The organism is Streptomyces fumanus, from assembly GCF_014655295.1.
GTDB classification, from domain to species: domain Bacteria; phylum Actinomycetota; class Actinomycetes; order Streptomycetales; family Streptomycetaceae; genus Streptomyces; species Streptomyces fumanus.
Window position 1 is genome coordinate 441,164 of sequence record NZ_BNBI01000001.1, and the last position, 21,962, is coordinate 463,125.

The 21,962-nt window shown below is 71.9% G+C and carries 19 protein-coding genes; 6 read left to right on the forward strand and 13 right to left on the reverse strand.

What is annotated here, in order from left to right; translation table 11 throughout:
- Nucleotides 1–2: 2 nt before the first annotated feature.
- From IE316_RS01905 to IE316_RS01925, 5 genes are all read left to right on the forward strand, one after another.
- Nucleotides 3–998, forward strand: coding sequence for a thiamine pyrophosphate-dependent dehydrogenase E1 component subunit alpha (locus IE316_RS01905; RefSeq protein WP_190202299.1), 996 nt, complete (start codon nucleotides 3–5; stop codon nucleotides 996–998).
- Complete coding sequence (locus IE316_RS01910; RefSeq protein WP_190202300.1) at nucleotides 995–2,008, forward strand: alpha-ketoacid dehydrogenase subunit beta; 1,014 nt, start codon at nucleotides 995–997, stop codon at nucleotides 2,006–2,008. The genes IE316_RS01905 and IE316_RS01910 overlap by 4 nt, the downstream gene beginning before the upstream one ends.
- Complete coding sequence (locus tag IE316_RS01915) at nucleotides 2,005–3,123, forward strand: 2-oxo acid dehydrogenase subunit E2 (protein ID WP_190202301.1); 1,119 nt, start codon at nucleotides 2,005–2,007, stop codon at nucleotides 3,121–3,123. The genes IE316_RS01910 and IE316_RS01915 overlap by 4 nt, the downstream gene beginning before the upstream one ends.
- Before the next feature lie 84 nt (nucleotides 3,124–3,207).
- Nucleotides 3,208–3,465: an acyl carrier protein gene (locus tag IE316_RS01920; protein WP_190202302.1), complete on the forward strand. Its 258-nt coding sequence runs from the start codon at nucleotides 3,208–3,210 to the stop codon at nucleotides 3,463–3,465.
- Nucleotides 3,462–4,730 carry a beta-ketoacyl-[acyl-carrier-protein] synthase family protein gene (locus IE316_RS01925; RefSeq protein ID WP_190202303.1) on the forward strand — a complete coding sequence of 423 codons (1,269 nt, stop codon included), beginning with the start codon at nucleotides 3,462–3,464 and terminating at the stop codon, nucleotides 4,728–4,730. The genes IE316_RS01920 and IE316_RS01925 overlap by 4 nt, the downstream gene beginning before the upstream one ends.
- Nucleotides 4,731–4,838: 108 nt before the next feature.
- Here IE316_RS01925 and IE316_RS01930 read toward each other — a convergent pair whose 3' ends face one another.
- The 3 genes from IE316_RS01930 to IE316_RS01935 all read right to left on the reverse strand — a co-directional run bounded on the left by IE316_RS01930 (nucleotide 4,839) and on the right by IE316_RS01935 (nucleotide 8,145).
- Nucleotides 4,839–6,896 carry a restriction endonuclease gene (locus IE316_RS01930; protein WP_190202304.1) on the reverse strand — a complete coding sequence of 686 codons (2,058 nt, stop codon included), beginning with the start codon at nucleotides 6,894–6,896 and terminating at the stop codon, nucleotides 4,839–4,841.
- Between the two features lie 220 nt (nucleotides 6,897–7,116).
- A complete protein-coding gene (locus IE316_RS35265) occupies nucleotides 7,117–7,311 on the reverse strand; it encodes a hypothetical protein (RefSeq protein ID WP_229910149.1) in 195 nt (64 codons plus the stop codon).
- A 72-nt stretch (nucleotides 7,312–7,383) separates the two neighbouring features.
- The gene (locus tag IE316_RS01935) at nucleotides 7,384–8,145 is read right to left on the reverse strand and encodes an NAD-dependent epimerase/dehydratase family protein (RefSeq protein ID WP_229910150.1); all 762 of its coding nucleotides are present in this window, start codon (nucleotides 8,143–8,145) and stop codon (nucleotides 7,384–7,386) included.
- Nucleotides 8,146–8,201: 56 nt separating this feature from the next.
- Here IE316_RS01935 and IE316_RS01940 point away from each other — a divergent pair, with 56 nt between their 5' ends.
- Nucleotides 8,202–8,678, forward strand: coding sequence for a MarR family winged helix-turn-helix transcriptional regulator (locus tag IE316_RS01940; protein ID WP_190202305.1), 477 nt, complete (start codon nucleotides 8,202–8,204; stop codon nucleotides 8,676–8,678).
- Between the two features lie 184 nt (nucleotides 8,679–8,862).
- Here IE316_RS01940 and IE316_RS01945 read toward each other — a convergent pair whose 3' ends face one another.
- The 10 genes from IE316_RS01945 to folC all read right to left on the reverse strand — a co-directional run bounded on the left by IE316_RS01945 (nucleotide 8,863) and on the right by folC (nucleotide 21,849).
- On the reverse strand, nucleotides 8,863–10,836 hold the full coding sequence (locus IE316_RS01945) for a TIGR03960 family B12-binding radical SAM protein (protein WP_190202306.1): 1,974 nt from the start codon (nucleotides 10,834–10,836) through the stop codon (nucleotides 8,863–8,865).
- Nucleotides 10,837–10,924: 88 nt separating this feature from the next.
- Nucleotides 10,925–12,430, reverse strand: a complete 1,506-nt coding sequence (locus IE316_RS01950; RefSeq protein ID WP_190202307.1) for a CYTH and CHAD domain-containing protein — start codon at nucleotides 12,428–12,430, stop codon at nucleotides 10,925–10,927.
- Between the two features lie 200 nt (nucleotides 12,431–12,630).
- Nucleotides 12,631–13,830, reverse strand: coding sequence for a rod shape-determining protein RodA (gene rodA / locus IE316_RS01955; protein ID WP_190202308.1), 1,200 nt, complete (start codon nucleotides 13,828–13,830; stop codon nucleotides 12,631–12,633).
- Nucleotides 13,827–16,082 (reverse strand): penicillin-binding protein 2, encoded by a 2,256-nt coding sequence (gene mrdA / locus IE316_RS01960; RefSeq protein ID WP_190202309.1) that lies wholly within the window; start codon nucleotides 16,080–16,082, stop codon nucleotides 13,827–13,829. The genes rodA and mrdA overlap by 4 nt, the downstream gene beginning before the upstream one ends.
- 116 nt (nucleotides 16,083–16,198) lie before the next feature.
- Nucleotides 16,199–16,870, reverse strand: coding sequence for a rod shape-determining protein MreD (gene mreD, locus IE316_RS01965; protein ID WP_190202310.1), 672 nt, complete (start codon nucleotides 16,868–16,870; stop codon nucleotides 16,199–16,201).
- Between the two features lie 14 nt (nucleotides 16,871–16,884).
- Nucleotides 16,885–17,874, reverse strand: coding sequence for a rod shape-determining protein MreC (gene mreC / locus IE316_RS01970; protein WP_190202311.1), 990 nt, complete (start codon nucleotides 17,872–17,874; stop codon nucleotides 16,885–16,887).
- 277 nt (nucleotides 17,875–18,151) lie between these two features.
- Nucleotides 18,152–19,171: a rod shape-determining protein gene (locus tag IE316_RS01975; RefSeq protein ID WP_030569938.1), complete on the reverse strand. Its 1,020-nt coding sequence runs from the start codon at nucleotides 19,169–19,171 to the stop codon at nucleotides 18,152–18,154.
- Between the two features lie 298 nt (nucleotides 19,172–19,469).
- Nucleotides 19,470–19,883 carry a nucleoside-diphosphate kinase gene (gene ndk, locus IE316_RS01980; RefSeq protein ID WP_190202312.1) on the reverse strand — a complete coding sequence of 138 codons (414 nt, stop codon included), beginning with the start codon at nucleotides 19,881–19,883 and terminating at the stop codon, nucleotides 19,470–19,472.
- Between the two features lie 91 nt (nucleotides 19,884–19,974).
- Nucleotides 19,975–20,331, reverse strand: coding sequence for a DUF4233 domain-containing protein (locus IE316_RS01985; RefSeq protein ID WP_190202313.1), 357 nt, complete (start codon nucleotides 20,329–20,331; stop codon nucleotides 19,975–19,977).
- A 6-nt stretch (nucleotides 20,332–20,337) separates the two neighbouring features.
- On the reverse strand, nucleotides 20,338–21,849 hold the full coding sequence (folC, locus tag IE316_RS01990; RefSeq protein ID WP_190202314.1) for a bifunctional tetrahydrofolate synthase/dihydrofolate synthase: 1,512 nt from the start codon (nucleotides 21,847–21,849) through the stop codon (nucleotides 20,338–20,340).
- Nucleotides 21,850–21,962 lie beyond the last annotated feature (113 nt).

The following is a 21,962-nucleotide window of genomic DNA, read 5'->3' on the forward strand; positions in this document are numbered from 1 at the left end:
TCATGAACGTCACGTCCGCGTCCCCCGCGGTCGGTCCCAGGCCCGCCACCGGACCCGAGTACGCACCCGAACGCGATCCCGGAGGCGGTGCCGCGGGCCCTCCCCTGTCCCGGCTGTCCGATGCCGACCTCGATACCCTGCTGATGATCCGCCATTTCGAACTGGCCGTCCTGGAGCTGTTCTCCCAGGGCAAGCTGCACGGCACCACGCACACCTGCCTGGGCCAGGAGTACATCCCCGTCGCGCTCTACCCGCTGCTGGGCGACGGCGACTACGTCTTCAGCAACCACCGCGGACACGGCCACTACCTGGCCCGCTTCCAGGACCCGCACGGCCTGCTCGCGGAGATCATGGGGCGCGACGGGGCCGTCTGCCACGGCGTCGGCGGCAGCCAGCACATCTACCGCGACCGCTATCTGTCGACCGGTGTGCAGGGCCAGAGCCTGCCCGTCGCCGTGGGAGTCGGCCTGCACCTTAAGCGGGCCGAGCCGGGCCGGATCGCGGTGGTCCACATCGGCGACGGCACCTGGGGCGAGGGCGCCGTGTACGAGGCGCTCAACATGGCGGGGCTGTGGCAGGTCCCGGTGCTCGTCGTGGTGGAGCACAACGGCATCGCCCAGTCGACGCCGACCGAGCGGCAGATGGCCGGCACCGTCGCGGCCCGCGCGGCGGCCTTCGGCGTCGGCCACCTGCGGATCGACTCCGTGGACGTCACCGACGTACGCGCCGCCCTCACCCCCGTGGTCGGGCAGGTCCGCGACCGGCACCAGCCGTACGTGGTCGAGTGCGTCACCCACCGGGTCGGCCCGCACAGCAAGGGCGACGACACCCGGCCGCCCGAGGTCCGGGAGCGGGCTGCCCGGCACGACTGGTACCGCCGCTACCGGCACCACCACCCCGGGCAGTTCGCCGCCGCCGACCGCGCGCAGGCCGAGGCCGTCGCCGCCGTGGTACGGGAGGTCGGCGCGCGTCCGGCGTCCCGCTGGGAGGCCCGATGAGCAGGCGGCAGCGCGTGGCCGAGAACCTCAACGACGCACTGCACCACCTCCTCGCCGCCCACCCCGGCACCTATGTGATCGGCGAGGACCTCGCCGACCCCTACGGCGGGGCGTTCAAGGTCACCCGGGGGCTCTCCGACCGCTTCCCCGACCAGGTGCTCTCCTCACCGCTGAGCGAGGGCGGCATCGCCGGGGTGGGCGCGGGCCTGGCGCTGGCCGGCAACCGGTCGGTGGTCGAGGTGATGTTCTCGGACTTCGCCGCGCTGGCCTTCGACCCGCTGCTGAACTTCGCCGCCAAGTCGGTGTCCATGTACGGCCGCAGGGTCCCGATGAGCATGGTCGTGCGCTGCCCCACCGGCGGCAACCGGGGGTACGGCCCGACGCACAGCCAGAGCCTGCAGAAGCACTTCCTCGGCATCCCCTCGCTGCACCTGCGGGAAGTCACCCCGTTCCACGACAACCGGCGGGTGCTGACCGCGATGCTCGACCGCGAGGAGCCCGGAGTGCTCTTCGAGGACAAGGTGCTCTACACCCGCGCCATGTACCGGGACGGGGTGGTGGACGACCTCTTCCGCTACGAGGTGCTGACCGACCCCGCCGAGACCGCACGGGTGTTCGCGCCGGACTGCGGGCCCCCCGACTGGATCGTGCTGGCCCCGGGCGGGCTCACCGAGCGGGCCGTCGCCGCGCTGCGCTCCCTGCTGCTCGAGGAGGAGATCACCTGCGAGCTGCTGGTGCCCTCCCAGCTCTACCCCTTCGACACCGAGGCGCTGCTCCCGGTGCTGTCCCGGGCCGGCCGGGTCTGTGTCGTGGAGGACTCGACGGCCGACGGCACCTGGGGCGAGCTGCTCGCGCAGCGACTGCACGAGCGGTTGTGGCGCCGGCTGGCCCGCCCGGTGCTGGCGCTGAGCGCCGGGCCGAGCATCGTGCCGACCGCGGCCCACCTGGAGCACGAGGTGCTGCCCCAGTCGTCCACCATCCACCGCGCGATCGTGGAGGCGACGAAGTGATCGGCATCGAGCTGCCCACGCTCAACACCAACGACTCCAGCTACACCCTGGTCGAGTGGCTCGTCCCCGACGGCAGCAGCATCGAGGGCGAGGAGCCGCTGGCGGTCGTGGAGACCTCCAAGGCCAGCGAGGAGATCGAGAGCACCGGCCCCGGCATCCTGCACGTGCTGGTCGGCAGCGGCCAGGACTGCCGCCCGGGGCAGACCATCGCCTACCTGTTCGAGTCGGCCGAGGAGCGCGAGTCCTACCGGGCGTCGGCCGCCACCCCGGCGGCGGCACCCGGGTCCGACCAGGCCGGGCCGGCCATCACCCAGGCGGCCCGGGTGCTCGCCGACCGCCACGGCGTGTCCGAGGCCGAGCTGCGCGGTCTCGGGCGGGCGGTGGTCCGTACCGCCGATGTCGAGGACCTGGTGCGGCGGGCCGCGGCCGCGTCCGATGCTCCTCAGCGGCACCTGTCCAAGCGGCAGCGGGCGGTGGGCGCGGTGGTGACCGAGTCGATGCGGACCGTCCCGGCCGCCGCCGCCTACGCCAAGGTCGACGTCGGGAGGGCGGAGGAACTGGCCCGGCACCTGTCCGAGCGCACCGGCAGCTTCGTCTCGCTGCCCGTGCTGCTGGTCAAGGCGGTGGCGCGGCAGCACTCCGCGCACCCCCTGATGTTCGCCGCGCTCACCGAGGACGGTGCGCTGCGCGAGAGCGACCGGGCCCATGTCGGCGTCACCATGGACGCCGGCCGGGGCCTCTACACGCCGGTGGTGCACGACGCCGCCGCGCTCAGCAGCGACCGGATCGCCGATCTGCTGACCGGCTTCCGGAGCAAGGCGTTCCGCGGCACGTTCCAGGCCGCCGAACTCACCGGGGCCAACGTCATGGTCGCCCCGCACACCACCGAGGGCCTGGTCCTGGCCACCCCCATCGTCTTCCCGGGCCAGACCTGCGTGGTCTCCCTCGGCGCCGTCGACGACCAGGTCCTCCTGGACGCCGACGGCACCCCGCGCACCCACCGCTTCGCCCATCTCGGCCTGGTCTACGACCACCGGGTGGTCAACGGCAGGGACGCGATGGCTCTGCTCAAGGACCTCAAGACGGAGCTGGAAACACCGGACGCGCTCGGCTGACCGCCGACCCGCGCCGAGAACCGCACCACACGGCACCCCACCACCCCGGGGTACCGCCCGTCGGACGGAAAGGACACCCCTGACATGACCACCGACACCACTCCCGGCAGCCGCGCCTACGACCTGCTCGCCTCGGTGCTCCGGGACAAGTTCGAAGTGCCCCCCGAGGCCATCGTCCCCACGGCGACCTTCGAACAGCTCGACCTCGACTCGCTGGCCGTCGTGGAGCTGTTCGTCGTCCTCACCGAGGAACTCGGCATCGAGGTGCAGGACGGCGAGGCCGACCCCGACCTCACCCTGGCCGGCGTGGCCGACCTCATCGCCCAGGCCGTCAAGCCGTGACCGGCGCCCGGCCCGACATCGCCGTCACCGGGATCGGCCTGGTCACCCCGGCCGGCACCGGCCGCGAAGCCACCTGGGACGGCGTCTGCGGTGGCCGCCCCACCGCCCGGCACGTCCCCGAGCTCAAGGGCCTCCCGGTCGACTTCGCCTGCCTGGTACCGGACTTCTCCCCCCGCAGCCACGTCCCCGGCTCCCGGCCCTGGCAGTACGACCGCTTCACCCAGTTCGCCCTCTACGCCGCACTGGAGGCCGTCGCCGACGCCGGGCTGGACCCGGCCGACTGGGACGCGGACCGGGTCGCGGTGGTCTTCGGCAGCTCGGCCGGCGGCACCGGCACCATGCTGGAACAGCACCGCAAACTGCTCGAACTGGGCACGGCACGGGTCTCCCCGCTGCTGCTGCCGATGTTCCTGCCCAACATGGCCACCGGACAGCTCACCATCCACCTGCGCGCCCGGGGCCCGGCGCTGTGCACGGTCACCGCCTGCGCCTCCGGCGCCACCGCCATCGGCACCGCCCTGCAACTGCTGCGGTCCGGGGCCTGCGACATCGCCGTCGCGGGCGCCTCCGACGCCGTGGTCCAGCCGTTCTGGGTCACCGGCTTCGACCGGATGGGCGCGCTGTCCCGGCGCGGCGACGATCCGGAGGCCGCCTCCCGGCCCTTCGACACCGCCCGGGACGGCTTCGTCATGGCGGAGGGCGGCGCGGCCCTGGTCCTGGAACCGGCCGGGGCCGCCCGGGCCCGGGGCCGTCCCGGCTACGCCCTGCTGGCCGGGTACGGGGCGTCCTCCGACGCCCATCACCCGGTGGCCCCCGACCCCGAGGGCAAGGGCGCCGCCCTCGCCGTACGGCGCGCCCTCGCCGACGCCGACGCCCGCCCCGCGGACGTGCAGCACATCAACGCGCACGGCACCAGCACGCCGCTCAACGACGCCGCCGAGGCCCGGATGATCCGCCGCCTCTTCCCGCAACGGCCCTCCGTGACCTCGGTCAAGGGCACCCTCGGGCACCTGCTCGGCGCGGCCGGGGCGGTCGAAGCGGCGATCACCGCCCTGTCCGTGGCCCACGGCCGGGTGCCGCCGGTGGCCAACCTCGCCCAGCAGGAAGGAGACGCCGAGATCAACGCCGTCACCGGCACCAGCCGGGCGCAGCCCATCGATCTCGCCCTGAGCCATTCCTTCGGCTTCGGCGGCCACAACGCCGTCCTCGCCTTCAGAAGCTGCCCCACCGAACCGGCCCGGGAGCCCGCCCTGTCCGCGCCGTGAGCGGACGGCCACGGGGACGGACGGCGGCGGCCGGCCGGAGCGACCGCTCCACCGACCGCCGCCGGCCCCGCGGGACACACCGGGGTACTTCCGTCCCGGCGAGGCCGGTCACTCCACCTCGATGCCGTAGTCCCCGACGAGCTGCTCCAGACCGCCCGGGTAGCCCTTGCCGCCCAGCACGAAGTCCCAGTCCCCGCCGGCCCTGCGCCGGAAGGAGCCGAGCACCAGCGCGGTCTCACCCGGCCGCCCGTCGGAGACCTCCAACCGCCCCAGCTCGGTCATGGCCGGGTCCAGCAGCCGGATCCGGGCATCGGTGAACCCCGACAGGTCGGCCTCCGGATTCACCTCCGGGTCGACCGCCGCCACCAGCACGAACCGGTCGGCCGCGGCCGGCAGCGCGTCGAAGCAGACCCGGACGGCCGCCTTGTCCGGCGCCGCGGCCGGTACCGCGCGTACCGAACCGTCCGGTGTCCGGGGGTTGTTGAAGAAGACGAAGTGGTCCTCGCTGAGCACCCGGCTGCCCCGGCAGACCAGCGCGCACACGTCCAGCGCGACGCCGCCGGACCAGGTCATGCCCAGCACGTTGTAGTCGCCGGACGCGTCCGCGGGGGCGGACGGCTCCGGCCGCGCCGGGGTGGCCGGGCCGTCTCCTCCCAGGCGTCCGCGCAACCCGTGCCGGTGCAGCAGGTCGACGAGTTCGCCGCCCGAGATCAGCTCCAGCGGCTTGCCCCGGGCGAAGGTGTGCGAGCCCGGACCGAACCCGGACGTCGTCACCAGCACGCCCTTGTTGGCGCCGGCGTCCTGGACCGTGCCGTACAGGTCGCGCACGGCCGTGGGCGGCACGGTGTTGCGGTAGCGCTTCACCTGGACGACGATCTTGCCGCCCCGGATCGGGGCCGGGTCCAGCGCGTCCACGTCCACGCCGCCGTCGTTCGAGCGCTGCGTCGTCACGGCCCGCATCCCCATGGCCCGGAACAGATCGGCGACGAGCGCCTCGAACGCGATCGGGTCCATGGCGTACAGGTCCGGCTCGTGCTCGCCGCCGTGGCCGGCGACGGGACCGCCGACGTCCTGGGGCCGCCGGCTCGGCCGCACCGGGGCGAGCTGGTCGGGCCGGGCCGAGAGCTGCCCGCGCAGCGCGTCGGTCAGGCAACTGACCGGGTCCACCTGCTCCAGACGCAGCTCCGTGAAGGCCGCCCGGGAGGCCATGACGGTCGCCAGGAAGATCTGCGTCTGCCGTCCGGTCGCCGGGTCGGGGGCGTCCAGGAAGCCGTTCAGGGCCACCGAGTCGAGGACGCCGTACTCGTCCGCCGCGAACAGGTGCCGCAGCACCAGCAGCACGCACTGTCCCAGCACCTCGCGGTACAGCGCCCGGCGCTGGCTCACCGGACGCGCCGACTCCCGGTACTGGTCCTCACGGGACAGGTACCTGACGGACTTCGCCTCAGGCACCACGTCGTACGGGGGCAGCTCCCAGTCCAGCACCAACTGCCGCCCCGCCGCGTCGTAGGCCGCGGCCACCTGCCGGGGGAAGCCCTCCGGCCAGGCCGTGGACGCGTAGAGCGCGGCGGTGAAGTACTCGACCACGGAGTCCGGATCGCCCCGCCGGACCCCCTCGGTCACCTCCGCGACCCCGGCGTTGTGCCGGCGCACCTCGGCCCGCGCGGCCTCCGTCCGCTGCTCGTACTCCCACCGCGACGCGGCCAACCGCTGCTGCCGCTGCGCCTCGGCCGCCTGGGCGGCGTGCCAGTCCCGTTCGAACCGGGCCCGCGCCTCGGCCTGCGCCCGCTCCCGCTGACCGGCGGTCCAGCCGCCCTGCGCCTGGTACTGGTTCGGGTCGGGCATCGGCACCGGCCAGGCGAGCGGCCCCGGATCGAACGGCGGCACGTCCTCCGCCCGCAGCAGGGACGAGGCCCGGAAGGCCGGCGCCCGGCACCCCGTGGCCAGCAGCCCCCGCAACGCCGCGACCTCGGACTCCAGCTCCTCCGTGCGCCGCCTGGCCTCCGCCTGCCGGTGGTCCCGCTGGCTCTGCGCGGCCAGTCGCTGGTACGCCCGGGCCTGCCGCGCCTCCTCCCGGCGCCGCCTCGCCTCGGCTTCCACCTGCCGCTGTTGCTGCCGCTGCATCTCGGCCCAGGCACCCACGAAACCAGCAGAGCGACGACTCATCCGCTACAGGCCCTCCCCAGGACGTCGGCACCGCCGACCACGCTCTGGTTGCCCCCGCAACCAGTAGTGAGGCAACGACTGTATCCAGCGACGGCCGCCGTGAATATCACGGTGCCGAAGCGATCACCACGAATCGTCCGGCCAGGTCACCCCGGGCCCCACCCGCCACAGCACGACCACCCGGCTCCTCTCAAGCGGCTGCGGGCGGGGGCTTCCTCGTCTACCTGCCGAGTGCGTCGTCCGCGATGAGGGCGGTGGCGGTGTCGAGGATGGTCTCTTCGGTGGGGCGGGGACGCCAGCCGAGCTGGGTGCGGGCCTTGCCGCTGTCGACGAGCCGGGTGCGGCCCAGCTCCAGGCGCACCATCGCCATCTGCGGGTTCAGGTGCGCGAGCAGCTTGACGACGAGGTCGGGCATGGTGCGCGTGGGCACCTTGGCGGCTTCGTCCGGAAGCCTCTCGCGCAGGAGCCGGGCGATGTCCCGGTACCATCAGAAGCTGCCCGACCCGAGGAAGCGCTGGCCCGCGGCGGCCGGACTGGTCATGGCGAGCAGGTGCAGATCGGCGATGTCACGGACGTCGACGATGTTCCAACCGATGTTCGGCACGGCGGGGATCTCACGGGCGAGCAGACGGCGGATGATCTCGACCGTTCCCGGCCTGTTCGTCCCGCCCAACGCGGGGCCCTGCATGAAGGTCGGAAGGACGGCGGTCAGTTCGAGGCCGGTCGCGGCGGCGAGTTCCCACGCGTCGCGCTCGGCGAGGATCTTGGAGTCCGGGTACGCGCGCAGCGGGGTGCCGGACGGGGCGGTCCGCACCGATTCGGTCGCGGCCGTGTCCGGGTCGCCGGTGTCGGCCGCGACGCCGGAAGAGGTGACCACGGCACGCTTCACCCCGGCGCGGGCGGCGGCGCCCAGGACGCGACGGGTGCCCTCGCGGGCGGTGGTGATGAGGTCCACGCCCGAGCCGAAGGGCATCGGCGAGGCGGTGTGCAGCACGTGATCGGCGCCCGCGACCGCCTCGTCCCATCCGTCGTCGCGCAGGAGATCGACGACCGCGAACTCGACGGCCCCGGCCGCCGGTCCGCCCGCCTGCTCGCTGACGGCAGCGCGCACCTGCTCCGCCTTGCCGAGGTCGCGCACGGTGGTGCGCACCCGGTAGCCGCGCTGCAGCAGGGCCGAGATCACCCAACCGGCCAGGTAACCCGTTCCGCCCGTGGCCAGCACCGTCTCGCCGGCGTGGCTGTCGTTCATTTACACCGCCATATTCATTGAGTTTCTCATTGATATGGGGAGCGTAACATGGCTCTATGACCGTTGACCGTGATGTGGACGCACCGGTGGCTCACCGCGCGGACGTCGAGCGGAAAGCCGAGATCGTCCGTCTTCTCATGGAGGTGGGAAACACCGCGGACGCGGTGGTGGCCGAGGTGCTCGGCGAGTTCGGGGTGCCGGCCTCCGTGGCCGGCGCGCTGTGGGCCCTCGCTCCGGGAACCGAGCCGCCGACGATGAAGGAGGTGGCGGCCCGGCTGCGCTGCGACCCCTCCACGGTCAGCCTCGTCGCCGACAAACTCCAGGCCACGGGAGTCGTCGCCCGCCGGCCCCATCCCGCCGACGGCCGCAAGCGCACCCTGGCCCTGACCGAACGCGGGCACGAACTCTGGGACGCGCTGAGGACCCGGCTGCATGCCTCCGGCCTCTTCGCCGGCCTCGACGCGGAGGAGCAGCGCACCCTGCTCGCGCTGCTCACGAAGATGCGACCGCCGCAGCGACCGTACGCGGGATGAACTCCTGGCGTTCTTACGGCCGGTGACCGCTCGTGGTGGGCGCGCCGTCTCCGGCTGATCCTCACTCCGGGGCGATCAAGCGGGGTGAACCGGCGAGGCGCCGGGCACCGCGAGCGCAGGCGTCACCTCGCCCTCGCTCACCCCACCCGGCGCCTCAACCTCCCGATCGAGTGCCCCGCACACGTCAGTGCGTGTGCCCGCCCGGCGCCGGCGCGGAGTTCTTGACCGTCAGCGGCAGCAGCTTCTTGCCGGTGGGGCCGATCTGAATGCTGGTGTCCATCTGCGGGCACACCCCGCAGTCGAAGCACGGGGTCCAGCGGCAGTCCTCGACCTCGGTCTCGTCGAGGGCGTCCTGCCAGTCCTCCCAGAGCCAGTCCTTGTCGAGGCCGGAGTCGAGGTGGTCCCAGGGCAGGACCTCCTCGTAGGTGCGCTCGCGGGTGGTGTACCAGTCGACGTCCACGCCGTAGGGGGCGAGGGCCTTGGCGGCGCAGGCCATCCAGCGGTCGTAGGAGAAGTGCTCGCGCCAGCCGTCGAAGCGGCCGCCGTCCTCGTAGACGGCGCGGATGACGGCGCCGACGCGGCGGTCGCCCCGGGAGAGCAGGCCCTCGACGATGCCGGGCTTGCCGTCGTGGTAGCGGAAGCCGATGGAGCGGCCGTACTTCTTGTCGCCGCGGATCTTGTCGCGGAGCTTGGCCAGCCGGGCGTCGGTCTCCTCGGCGGAGAGCTGCGGGGCCCACTGGAAGGGGGTGTGCGGCTTGGGCACGAAGCCGCCGATCGACACCGTGCAGCGGATGTCGCCGGAGCCGGAGACCTCGCGGCCCTTCTGGATGACGTTCATCGCCATGTCGGCGATCTGGAGCACGTCCTCGTCGGTCTCGGTCGGCAGACCGCACATGAAGTACAGCTTGACCTGGCGCCAGCCGTTGCCGTAGGCGGTGGCGACGGTCCTGATCAGGTCGTCCTCCGAGACCATCTTGTTGATGACCTTGCGGATGCGCTCCGAGCCGCCCTCGGGGGCGAAGGTGAGGCCGGAGCGGCGGCCGTTGCGGGTGAGTTCGTTGGCCAGGTCGATGTTGAAGGCGTCGACCCGGGTGGAGGGGAGGGAGAGGCCGATCTTGTCGTCGGTGTAGCGGTCGGCCAGGCCCTTGGCGATGTCGCCGATCTCCGAGTGGTCCGCGGAGGAGAGCGAGAGCAGCCCGACCTCCTCGAAACCGGTCGCCTTCAGGCCCTTGTCGACCATCTCGCCGATGCCGGTGATGGAGCGCTCGCGGACCGGGCGGGTGATCATGCCGGCCTGGCAGAAGCGGCAGCCGCGGGTGCAGCCGCGGAAGATCTCCACCGACATCCGCTCGTGGACCGTCTCGGCGAGCGGGACCAGCGGCTGCTTGGGGTAGGGCCACTCGTCGAGGTCCATGACGGTGTGCTTCGACACCCGCCACGGGACGCCGGACCGGTTCGGCACCACCCGGGCGATACGGCCGTCGGGGAGGTACTCCACGTCGTAGAAGCCGGGGACGTAGACACCGCCGGTGCGGGCCAGGCGGAACAGGAGTTCCTCGCGGCCGCCGGGGCGGCCCTCCGCCTTCCAGGCCCGGATGATCGCGGTGACCTCCAGGACCGCCTGCTCGCCGTCGCCGATGACCGCGCAGTCGATGAAGTCGGCGATCGGCTCGGGGTTGAACGCCGCGTGGCCGCCGGCCATGACGATCGGGTCGTCCAGGCCGCGGTCCCCGGCCTCCAGCGGGATGCCGGCCAGGTCCAGGGCGGCGAGCATGTTGGTGTAGCCCAGCTCGGTGGAGAAGGACAGGCCGAACACGTCGAACGCCTTCACCGGCCGGTGGCTGTCCACCGTGAACTGCGGGACCCGGTGCTCCCGCATCAGGGCCTCCAGGTCCGGCCACACGCTGTAGGTGCGCTCGGCGAGGACGCCCTCCTGCTCGTTGAGCACCTCGTAGAGGATCATGACGCCCTGGTTGGGCAGGCCGACCTCGTAGGCGTCGGGGTACATCAGGGCCCAGCGGACGTCGCAGGAGTCCCAGTCCTTGACGGTCGAGTTGAGCTCTCCGCCGACGTACTGGATCGGCTTCTGCACATGCGGGAGCAGAGCTTCGAGCTGCGGGAAAACGGACTCCGCGGCCGCAGCGACTTCGGCAGGCATCTCGCACACCTTCGTGGGCTGGACTGGACTGACAGGGGTGGCCATCCAGCGTAACGCGGTCCCGGAGCGTCTTCGCACGCCGGACCGCTCACAGGGCGGTCGCCGCGTCCTTCACGCCGTCCCAGAAGGCGGGCAGGGCGCTCTCCACGTCCACCGCCCGGCACCGCTCGCGCTCGTGGAGCAGGCCGTACGTGAAGGTGTCCTCGCCGGCCGCGTGGGCGACCGCGGCCAGCTCGCGCAGGGTGACGCGGGCCATCACGCTGTCCTGGTGCTCCCCGAGCCGCTTCTGCAGCGCCTTCATGGACTTGACCAGGGACTTCGCCGGTTTGCCGAGGGCCGGTCCGGCCGCCTCGGCCGCGTACCGGGTGCGCTTGGCCTTCTTGCGGGCCTCGTGCAGCGCCACGTCCCGGTCGGTGCCGGGGGCGGTCTCCAGGGCCCGGGTGACCAGGGCGGAGACCTTGCGGACGTCCTTGCGCAGCGCCTCGGCGAGCACCTTGGCGGGCTTCTTGCCGGCCGCCTCGCGCAGCGGCGGATCGGCGAGCAGCGCGTCCAGGCCGTCCAGCAGGGCGAGGTAGCGGTGCGAGTCCAGTACGGCGATCAGCCGGGCGCGGGCGCTGCCGTGCTCGGCGCCGGACCACTGCCGCAGGCGCGCGGCCACCGGGCCGTGCACCAGGTCGTCCGGCACCTCGTCGAGGGCCGCCGTCAGCCGCTCGGTCAGCACCTCGCGGTCCCGGTCCGCGCCGAGGACGCCCGCCAGCCACTTCAGCTCGGCCCCGATCGGGTCGGTGACGGAGCGGTCCAGGACCGACCGGAACGACTTCAGGGTGCTGCGCAGCCTGCGCGTGGCCACCCGCATGGAGTGCACGGAGTCCTCCGCGTCCCGGCGGACGGCCGGGTCCAGCTCGACGATCGCGTCCCGCTGCCGGCGCAGATACGCCAGCACGTGGTCGCCGGCGGTCACCGGGTCCCCGGTGGGCGCGGGCGAGCGGGTGCGGTCGGGGGCCGTCTCGGCGAGGGCGCGGGCCAGCTTCGAGGAGTGGGCGGCGGGGCGGACGCCGGCCTCGCGCAACTGACGCTCCACCGTGTCGAGGAGGGCCGGGTCGCCGCCGTCCGCGAGTTCCACCTCGATCTCGGTCCAGCGGGTCTCGCCGACGCCGCCGCTGAGCCGTTCGGCGTGGACGGTGTCGAGGCCGGCCTCGGCGAGGAGCCGTCCCTTCCGGTCGAGGAGGTGGCGCAGGTCGCGGTCCTGGCGCAGCCGGACCACGGGCACCAGGGCGGCGCCGCGGACCCGGGAGCGGACCAGGGCGGTCAGTTCGTCGGGGAGGGTGTCGGAGAGCGGGGCGTGGATCTCCTCGCGCTCGCCCGGGGCGACGGGGAGCTTGAGGTGCCAGCCGGCGTCGGAGCCGCCGGTGCGGCGCCGCAGGGTGATGCCGGAGGCGGCGAGGCGTTCGTCGGCGGTGTCGTAGTAGGTGGCGTCGAGGTGGACGACGCCCTGGTCGGCGACGGACGCGACGCCCGCCACCGCGGTCAGGTCGGGGAGCCCGGTGTCGTCGGACTCGTACTTCCGCTCGATCTCGCGCTTGATGTCCGCCATGGGGCGAACGTACCCGGCAGGGCCCGAAGGTCACCTCCGCCCGGACGATCCCGGCCGCCTCCGCACGGAAACCACGGGGCTCCAGTCGGCCGTGCCCGGCCGGCGGGAACCCCCGCCCGCGGGGACCCACGGCAGCTCCGGCCGGCGGTGTCCGCGCCGACGCGGGGTCTCCGTACCGGCGCCGGCCGCCGTCTTCGCCGCTACGCCGACATGGGTCTCTGCACGGTGATCGACTGGAGCAGTCCCACCGCCATCCACACCGCGAACATCGACGAGCCGCCGTAGGAGACGAACGGCAGGGGCAGGCCGGTCACCGGCATGATGCCGAGGGTCATCCCGATGTTCTCGAACGCCTGGAAGGCGAACCAGGCGACGATGCCCGCGGCGACGATCGTGCCGTACAGGTCGGGGGTGTCGCGGGCGATGCGGCAGGCGCGCCACAGCACCACGCCGAGCAGCAGGATGATGAGGCCCGCGCCGACGAACCCGAGCTCCTCCCCGGCCACCGTGAAGACGAAGTCCGTCTGCTGCTCGGGGACGAACTGGCCGGTGGTCTGGGAGCCGTGGAAGAGGCCGGAGCCGGTGAGCCCGCCGGAACCGATGGCGATGCGCGCCTGGTTGGTGTTGTAGCCCACGCCGGCCGGGTCCAGCTCGGGGTTGGCGAAGGCGGCGAAGCGGTTGATCTGGTAGTCGTCGAGGATGCCGAGCTGCCAGACCGCCAGGGCACCGACGGTGCCCGCGCCGATCAGGCCGAACACCCACCGGTTGGAGGCGCCGGAGGCGAGCAGCACGCCCAGCACGATGATGACCATGACCATGACCGACCCGAGGTCGGGCATCAGCATCACGATCAGCATGGGGACGACGGCGAGGCCGAGGGACTGCAGGACGGTGCGGTGGTCCGGGTACTGCTTGTCGCCGGCGTCCACCCGGGTGGCCAGCAGCATCGCCATGCCCAGGATGATGGTGAGCTTGACGAACTCCGAGGGCTGCAGGGAGAAGCCGCCGGGGAGCTTGATCCAGGAGTGCGCGCCGTTGATGGTGGAGCCCAGCGGGGTGAGCACCAGCAGGATCAGGAAGAGCGACGCGCCGTACAGCAGGGGGACGGCGGTGCGCAGGGTGCGGTGGCCGATCCACACTATGGCGATCATCAGCGCGATGCCGATGCCGGTGTTGAGCAGGTGCCGGACCAGGAAGTAGTACGGGTCGCCCTGGTTGAGCTCGGTGCGGTTGCGGGTCGCCGAGTAGACCAGCACGGTGCCGGTCATGGACAGGGCGAGGGCCGCCAGCAGTATCGGCCAGTCCAGCCGGCGGGCCACCGAGTCCCGGGCGAACAGCCGGGTCCAGCCCGCGCGCTCGGGGCCGTACCCGGAGACCTGGAAACTGTTCGCCCCGGTCATGCGAGGATCCTCCGCTTCCGGTTCCGGCCGGGGCCGCGGCGCCGGCGGCGGGTCCGGCGGTCGCCCGCGTCCTGGTTCGGGACGGTGGCGCCCTGGTCCTGGTCGTCGAGGGGGGCGTACTCGTCCTTCTCGGTGGCCTGCTGGTCCTTGACCGGGTCCTCGGAGATCTTCGGCGCGGCGATCGTGCCGTCGGTCTTGACCTTGGGCAGGGCCTTCTGCGGCTGGGGCAGCAGTGCCTTCTTCTTGTCGATGGCGCCGTCCTCCTGGACGCCGTACAGCGCGTCGTAGATGTTGCGGACGGCGGGGCCGGAGGCGCCGGAGCCGGTGCCGCCCTGGGAGATCGTCATGACGATCGAGTAGTCCTTGGTGTACGTGGCGAACCAGGAGGTGGTCTGCTTGCCGTAGACCTCGGCGGTACCGGTCTTGGCGTGCATCGGGATCTTGTCCTGGGGCCAGCCCTCGAACCGCCAGGCGGCGGTGCCGTTGGTGGCGACGCCGGCGAGGGCGGCGTCCATCTTGTCCCGCGTCTCCTTGCTTATCGGCAGCCTGCCGTGCGACGTGGGCTTGATCGGGTCGACCTGCTTGCCGTCGGCGCTGACGACGGCCTTGCCGATGGAGGGGGTGTAGAGGGTGCCGCCGTTGGAGATCGCGGCGTAGATGGTGGCCATCTGGATGGGGGTGACGAGGGTGTCGCCCTGGCCGATGGAGTAGTTGATGGCGTCACCGGCACGCATCTTGTTGCCCTCGATGCAGTTCTCGTACGCGATCTTCTCCACGTACGAGCCGTCCTTCTTGCCGGTCTTGCACCAGGCGTCCTTGTTGGCCTCCCAGTAGCTCTGCTTCCACTGGCGGTCGGGGACCCGGCCGGTGACCTCGTTGGGCAGGTCGATGCCGGTCTCCTCGCCGAGGCCGAACTGGTGGGCGGCCTTGTAGAAGTAGTCGTGGGGCTTCTTGGGGTTCATGCCGCCGTCCTTCTTCCACTCCTGGTGCGCCAGGCGGTAGAAGACGGTGTCGCAGGAGACCTCCAGGGCGCGGCCGAGGTTGATCGGGCCGTAGTTGGCGGACTCGAAGTTCTTGAAGACCTGGCCGCCGACGTTGTACGCGCTGGAGCAGTCGTAGCTGCCGTCGAAGTCGTAGCCGGCTTCCACGGCGGCGGAGGTGGAGACCACCTTGAAGACGGAGCCGGGGGCGGCCTGGCCCTGGATGGCGCGGTTGAGCAGCGGGTAGTTGGAGTCCTTGCCGGTGAGCTTCTTGTAGTCGGCGGCGGAGATGCCGCCCACCCACGCGTTGGGGTCGTAGGTGGGGTTGGACGCCATGGCCACTATCCGGCCGGTCTTGGCCTCCATCACCACCACGGCACCGGAGTCGGCCTTGTAGTTGGTGCCGGTGTTGCGGTCGAACTCCTTGCGGGCGGCCTTCATCGCCTCGTTCAGCTCGTACTCGGCGATGCGCTGGACGCGGGAGTCGATGCTGGTGACCAGGTTGTCGCCGGGCTGGGCGGGGTCGGACTCGGCCTCGCCGATGACCCGGCCGAGGTTGTCCACCTCGTAGCGGGTGACGCCGGCCTTGCCGCGCAGCGCCTTGTCGTACTGGCGCTCGATGCCGGAGCGGCCGACCTGGTCGGAGCGGAGGTAGGGCGAGTCGGTGTCCTGGGCCTTGGTGATCTCGTCGTCGGTGACCGGGGAGAGGTAGCCGAGGACCTGGGCGGTGTTGGCCTTGCCGGGGCTGGGGTAGCGGCGCACCGCCTGGGGTTCGGCGCTGATGCCGGGGAAGTCCTCGGCGCGCTCGCGGATCTGCAGGGCCTGCTTGGGGGTGGCCTCGTCGGTGATGGGGATGGGCTGGTACGGCGAGCCGTTCCAGCAGGGCTGGGGGGTCTTGGCGTCGCAGAGCCGGACCTTCTCCCGCACCTCCTCGGGCTTCATGCCGAGGACACCGGCGAGCTTGGTGAGGACGGCCTCGCCGTCGTCCTTCATCTTCAGCAGATCGGTGCGGGAGGCGGAGACCACCAGCCGGGTCTCGTTGTCGGCGAGGGCCACGCCGCGGGCGTCGAGGATGGAGCCGCGGACGGCGGGCTGGACGACCTGCTGGACGTGGTTGCCGGAGGCTTCCTTGGCGTACTCGTCGCCCTGGCGGATCTGGAGGTACCAGAGCCGGCCGCCGAGGGTGCCCAGGAGGGAGAGGACGAGGATCTGGATGACGACGAGCCGGATCTGGACGCGTGGGTTCCGTCCGGTCTCGGGGATGTTGGTCACTGCGGTTGCCGCCCCCTCTCAGTGCGCCGGCGTGTGTGCGCGTACGAATGATGAACGGACGGCCGGCCGGGCCGCGTTCCGCCCCGGCGGACCCGTTCGGGTGAACTCGGCCGCCGTCACAGCCGCTTGACCCCCTTGATGCGTCCGGCGCGGGCGACCCGGGCCCGCGCCGCCTTCACCCGCAGCCCGCCCCGCTGGCCGCCGATGCGCAGACCGGTGCCGGAGGAGAGCCAGCCGGAGGAGATGTCGGTGGCCTGGGCGGCGGAGTTGGTCTCGGCGAGCGGGTCGTTCTCCGCGCGCCGGGCCAGCGCCATGATGCCGGGGACGACGAACGGCGCCAGCAGCAGGTCGTACAGGGCGGCGGTGAACAGCAGCCCGCCGAGGCCGACGTGGCGGGCGGCGGTGTCGCCGACCAGGGCGCCGACCCCGGCGTAGAGCAGGGTGGAGCCGACGGCGGCGACGACGACCACGACCATGGGGCCGACGGCGGACTTCAGCCGTCCGTTCTCCGGCCGGGCGAGGCCCGCCAGGTAGCCGATGACGCACAGCACCAGGGCGTAGCGTCCGGCGGCGTGGTCGGCGGGCGGGGCGAGGTCGGCGAGCAGACCGGCGCCGAAGCCGATCAGGGCCCCGCCGACGTGGCCGTAGACCAGGGCGAGGCCGAGCACGACGAGGAGCAGCAGGTCGGGGACGGCACCGGGGAGGTGGAGCCGGGCCAGGACGCTGACCTGGATCACCAGGGCGACGGCGATCAGGGCCGCGGACAGCAGGATCCGGTTGACGCGCATGGGACTTCAGACTCCTACTGCTCGGGCTGCTCGATCTGCGGCTGTCCGTCGGCCCCCTGGCCGTCCTCGGCCGCCTGGCCGTCGCCGGGCTCCCCGGCGCCCGGTGTCACGGTGACCGTCACGGTCGGCCTGGGGGCCGGCTTGGGCTTGTCCGGGAGCACCGTGTCGCGCGGGTCCTTCTTGGGCCCCTGGACGACGACGCCGACGATGTCGAGCTTGGTGAAGCTGACGTACGGCGTGACGTACAGGGTGCGGGTCAGGTCGCCGCCGGAGGGGTCGACGCGGGAGACCACGCCGACCGGCACGCCGGGCACGAAGGGCTTGTCGGCCTGGGAGCCGAAGGTGACCAGGCGGTCGCCCTTCTTCACCTCGGCCTTGCCGTTGAGCAGCTCGACCCGGAGCGGGCGGTCGCCCTGCCCGGAGGCGAAGCCGAGTTCGTCGCCGGCCTCCATACGAGTGCCGACGGTGAAGTCGGGGTCGCTGGCGAGCAGCACCGTGGAGGAGTCGGGGCCGACGGTGGTGACCCGGCCGACCAGTCCGTCGCCGTTGAGGACGGTCATGTCGCGCTGGATGCCGTCGTGGGCGCCGACGTCGATGGTGACGGTCCAGGAGAAGCCCTGGGCCGCTCCTATGCCGATGACCTGGGCGCCCTTGATGCCGTACTGGCCCTCCCCCGCCAGCTTGAGCATCTTGTCGAGCTGGGCGAGGCGGCTGCGGCCGCGGTCGTCGCTGCCGAGCTTCGCCTTGAGCGCCGCGTTCTCCTGCTCCAGGGCGGCGAGCCGGTCGTGGCGGTCACCGGAGGCGCGGACCGCGGAGATGGCGTTGCCCACCGGGTCGACGGCGGACGACACCCCGTCCTCGATCGGGCCGAAGACGGTGGCCGCGGCCTGCCGGGCACCGTCGACCGGTGAGTCCTCCCCGCCGCGGATGTCCACCGTGATCAGCGCGAACGCGACCGCGATCAGCAGCACCAGGAGCAGCCGGCTCTCTTTCGTGTCCCTCACGTGCGGCGGCCGTGCCTTCCTCGTCGGAATTCGGGAATTCGTCGGTGGTTCTTCGGTATGTGCCGGCCCCATCCCACCGCCCGCAGCGGGCGGGACGGATGGTGCCGGTCGCTACGTCTGGATGTCTCTAGGGCGCTAGGTCCGTCGGGCTCTAGGGCTCTAGGGCTCTGGGTCCGTATGGCTCTAGGTCTCTAGGTCTCTAGGTCTCTAGGTCTCTATATCAACGATCCGCCGTACGAGAGGAGGTCGTCTCGTACGGCGGAATGCAAGCGTGATGTCATCTGCGGGGCTGGGCGTCCAGCACCTGCTGGAGCGCCTCGAACTCCTCGACGCACTTGCCGGAGCCGAGCGCCACGCTGTCCAGCGGGTCCTCGGCGATGTGGATCGGCATTCCGGTCTCCCGGCGCAGCCGCTCGTCGAGGCCGCGCAGCAGCGCTCCGCCGCCGGTCAGGACGATGCCCCGGTCCATGATGTCGCCGGACAGCTCCGGCGGGCACTTGTCCAGGGTGGTCTTGACCGCGTCGACGATCGCGTTGACCGGCTCCTCGATCGCCTTGCGGACTTCGGCGGCGGAGACGACGACGGTCTTGGGCAGCCCGGAGACGAGGTCCCGGCCGCGGATTTCGGTGTGCTCGTCGGTGTCGAGGTCGTACGCGGAACCGATCGTGATCTTGATCTGTTCGGCCGTCCGCTCACCCAGCAGGAGCGAGTACTCCTTCTTGATGTGCTGGATGATGGCGTTGTCCAGTTCGTCACCCGCGACGCGGATGGACTGGGCGGTGACGATGCCGCCGAGGGAGATGACCGCGACCTCCGTGGTGCCGCCGCCGATGTCGACCACCATGTTGCCCGTGGCCTCGTGGACCGGCAGGCCGGAGCCGATGGCCGCGGCCATGGGCTCCTCGATGATGTGCACCTGGCGGGCGCCGGCCTGGGACGACGCCTCGATGACGGCTCGGCGCTCGACGCCGGTGATGCCCGAGGGCACACAGACGACGACCCGCGGACGAGCCAGATACCGCCGCTTGTGGATCTTCAGGATGAAGTAGCGGAGCATCCGCTCGGTGATCTCGAAGTCGGCGATCACGCCGTCCTTCAGCGGACGCACGGCAACGATGTTGCCGGGCGTGCGCCCGATCATCTTCTTCGCTTCGGCGCCGACCGCGAGGATGCCGCCGGTGTTGGTGTTGATGGCGACGACGGACGGCTCGTTGAGTACGATCCCACGACCCCTGACGTACACCAGCGTGTTGGCGGTCCCGAGGTCGACAGCCATGTCACGGCCGATGAACGACATTGAGTTCCCCATCAGGATTCGACTGGCCTTCCCAGGAGCTTTTGAGGGCTTTTCAGGTCGGCGAGGTGGGTGCAGTGGCGTGAAGGCTTCCATCGTAGACGCGCTTTCACGAACACCGCGCGAGGGTCTTCGCCATTGTCATCAGATGGCGTCCCGCCTCGCTTGTGGAGACGGGCCAACGGAGGCAAACGTTCCCCCGATCGGCACGCAAATGTGACAGGGCGGCCGTTTCACCACGACCGCCCTGGTCAGATGGGCCATTTGACTGACAAGGCGTCAGAAAAACAGATAGTAGAGATCAGGCACGGCCCGGGAAGAAGATCTTCACCTCGCGCTCGGCGGACTCCTCGGAGTCGGAGGCGTGGATCAGGTTCTCCCGGACGATCACACCGTAGTCGCCGCGGATGGAGCCCGGCGCGGCGGCGATCGGGTCGGTGGGACCGGCCAGGGCGCGCACGCCCTCGATGACCCGCTCGCCCTCGACGATCATCGCCACGACCGGGCCGGAGGACATGAATTCCACCAGGGGCTCGTAGAAGGGCTTGCCCTTGTGCTCGCCGTAGTGCTGTTCCAGGGTCTCCTGGTCCAGGGTGCGCAGCTCCAGCGCGGTGATCTGCCAGCCGGCCTTGCGCTCGATACGGCTGATGATCTCGCCGGTCAGGCCACGACGGACGGCGTCGGGCTTGAGGAGGACGAGGGTGCGCTGGGTCACTGCGGGCTCCTTGTAGGTCAGGACGTGCGAAGTGTGACTGAGGTTACCGGGCGTGTCGCGGCCCTCGTCACGCAGCGTCAGCCACAGGGCATCACGCCTGCGGCGCGGCCCCCGGTTCCGTCCGCGCCGCGAATCTCGCCTTCGCCTCGTCGATCTTCCTGCCGTAGTGCACGGACGCCCACCACAGGGCGGCGAAGACGACTCCGAGGATGAACATCATCGGGACGACGAAGCCGGAGGCGATCAGCGCGAGCTGCAGGGCCCAGCCCAGGGCCACGCCGCCGGGGCGGGTCACCATGCCGCACAGCGCCACGCACAGGAACATCGCGATGCCGCTGACCGTCCACACCGTCCCCATGGACAGGTCGGGCTGTTTCATGGCGACCAGCCCGGCGAAGCCGATCACGAAGAACTCGCCGATCAGGGTCGAGGAACAGAGCGTACGCACGGGATGTCAGCCCCTTCCCAGCAGCAGTCGGGCCTCGCCGACGGTGATGACCGAGCCGGTGACGAGCACCCCGCCGCCCGCGAACTCGCCCTCCTCCTCGGCCAGGGTGATCGCGGCCTCCAGCGCGTCCGGCAACTGCGGCTCGACCTGCACCCGGTCCTCGCCGTACACCTCGACGGCGATCGCGGCCAGCGCGTCGGCGTCCATCGCGCGGTGGCTGGTGTTCTGGGTGACGACGACTTCGGCGAACACCGGTTCGAACGCCTCCAGCAGCCCCCGCACGTCCTTGTCGCCGCTCGCGCCGACCACCCCGATCAGTCGGCTGAACTGGAACGCCTCCCCCAGCGCCGCGGCGGTGGCCCGCGCCCCGGCCGGGTTGTGCGCGGCGTCCAGCACGACCGTCGGCGAGGTGCGGACCACCTCCAGGCGGCCCGGCGAGGCGACGGCGGCGAACGCCTTGCGGACGGTGTCGATGTCCAGCGGCTCCGGACGCTGCGCGCCCACCCCGAAGAACGCCTCGACGGCGGCGAGCGCCACGGCCGCGTTGTGCGCCTGGTGGGCGCCGTGCAGCGGCAGGTAGACCTCGGGGTACTCGCCGCCCAGGCCGCGCAGCGTCAGCAACTGGCCGCCGACGGCGACCTGCCGGGCCACCACGCCGAACTCCAGGCCCTCGCGGGCCACGGTGGCGTTCACGTCGACGGCCTTCTTCAGCAGCACCTGGGCCGCGTCCACCGGCTGCTGGGCGAGGATGACGGTGGCGTCCTGCTTGACGATGCCGGCCTTCTCGGTGGCGATCTCGGCGGTGGTCTCCCCGAGCCGGTCGGTGTGGTCCAGGTCGATCGGGGTGACCACGGCGACGTCCCCGTCGATCACGTTGGTGGCGTCCCAGGAGCCGCCCATGCCGACCTCGACCACGGCCACGTCCACGGGCGCGTCGGCGAAGGCGGCGTACGCCATGCCGGTGAGCACCTCGAAGAAGGACAGCCGGTACTCCTGCCGCGCGTCGACCATCTCCACGTACGGCTTGATGTCCTGGTACGTCTCCACGAACCGCTCCGCGGCGATCGGCGCGCCGTCCAGGCTGATCCGCTCGGTGATCGACTGCACGTGCGGCGAGGTGTACCGCCCGGTGCGCAGCTCGAAGGCGCCGAGCAGGGCCTCGATCATGCGGGCGGTGGAGGTCTTGCCGTTGGTGCCGGTGATGTGGATCGACGGGTACGAGCGCTGCGGGTCGCCCAGGACGTCCATCAGCGCGGCGATACGGCTGACGGAGGGCTCCAGCTTGGTCTCGCCCCAGCGGGTGGCCAGCTCGGCCTCGACCTCGCGCAGCGCCTTGTCGACCTCGGGGTCCTCGGGGCGGGCGGGTACGTCGGCCTGCGGGGGGCCGCCCTGGGTGCGGAGGGTGCGGCTGCCGGCCTCGATGACCGCGAGGTCGGGGTCTCGGGTGGTCTCCGCCTCGATGATCTCGTCGAAGGAGTCGAGGGGGTCTGGCTGGTCGTCGCCGGGGATGTCGCTCACGGGGCCCAGTCTACGGAGGGGTGCCGGCGAAGGCGGGGGTGGCTCGGGCCCTCGTCCGTGTGCGGGTGTGTCGTGGCTGGTCGCGTCCACGCGGCGGAGCCGCATGGCGGTAC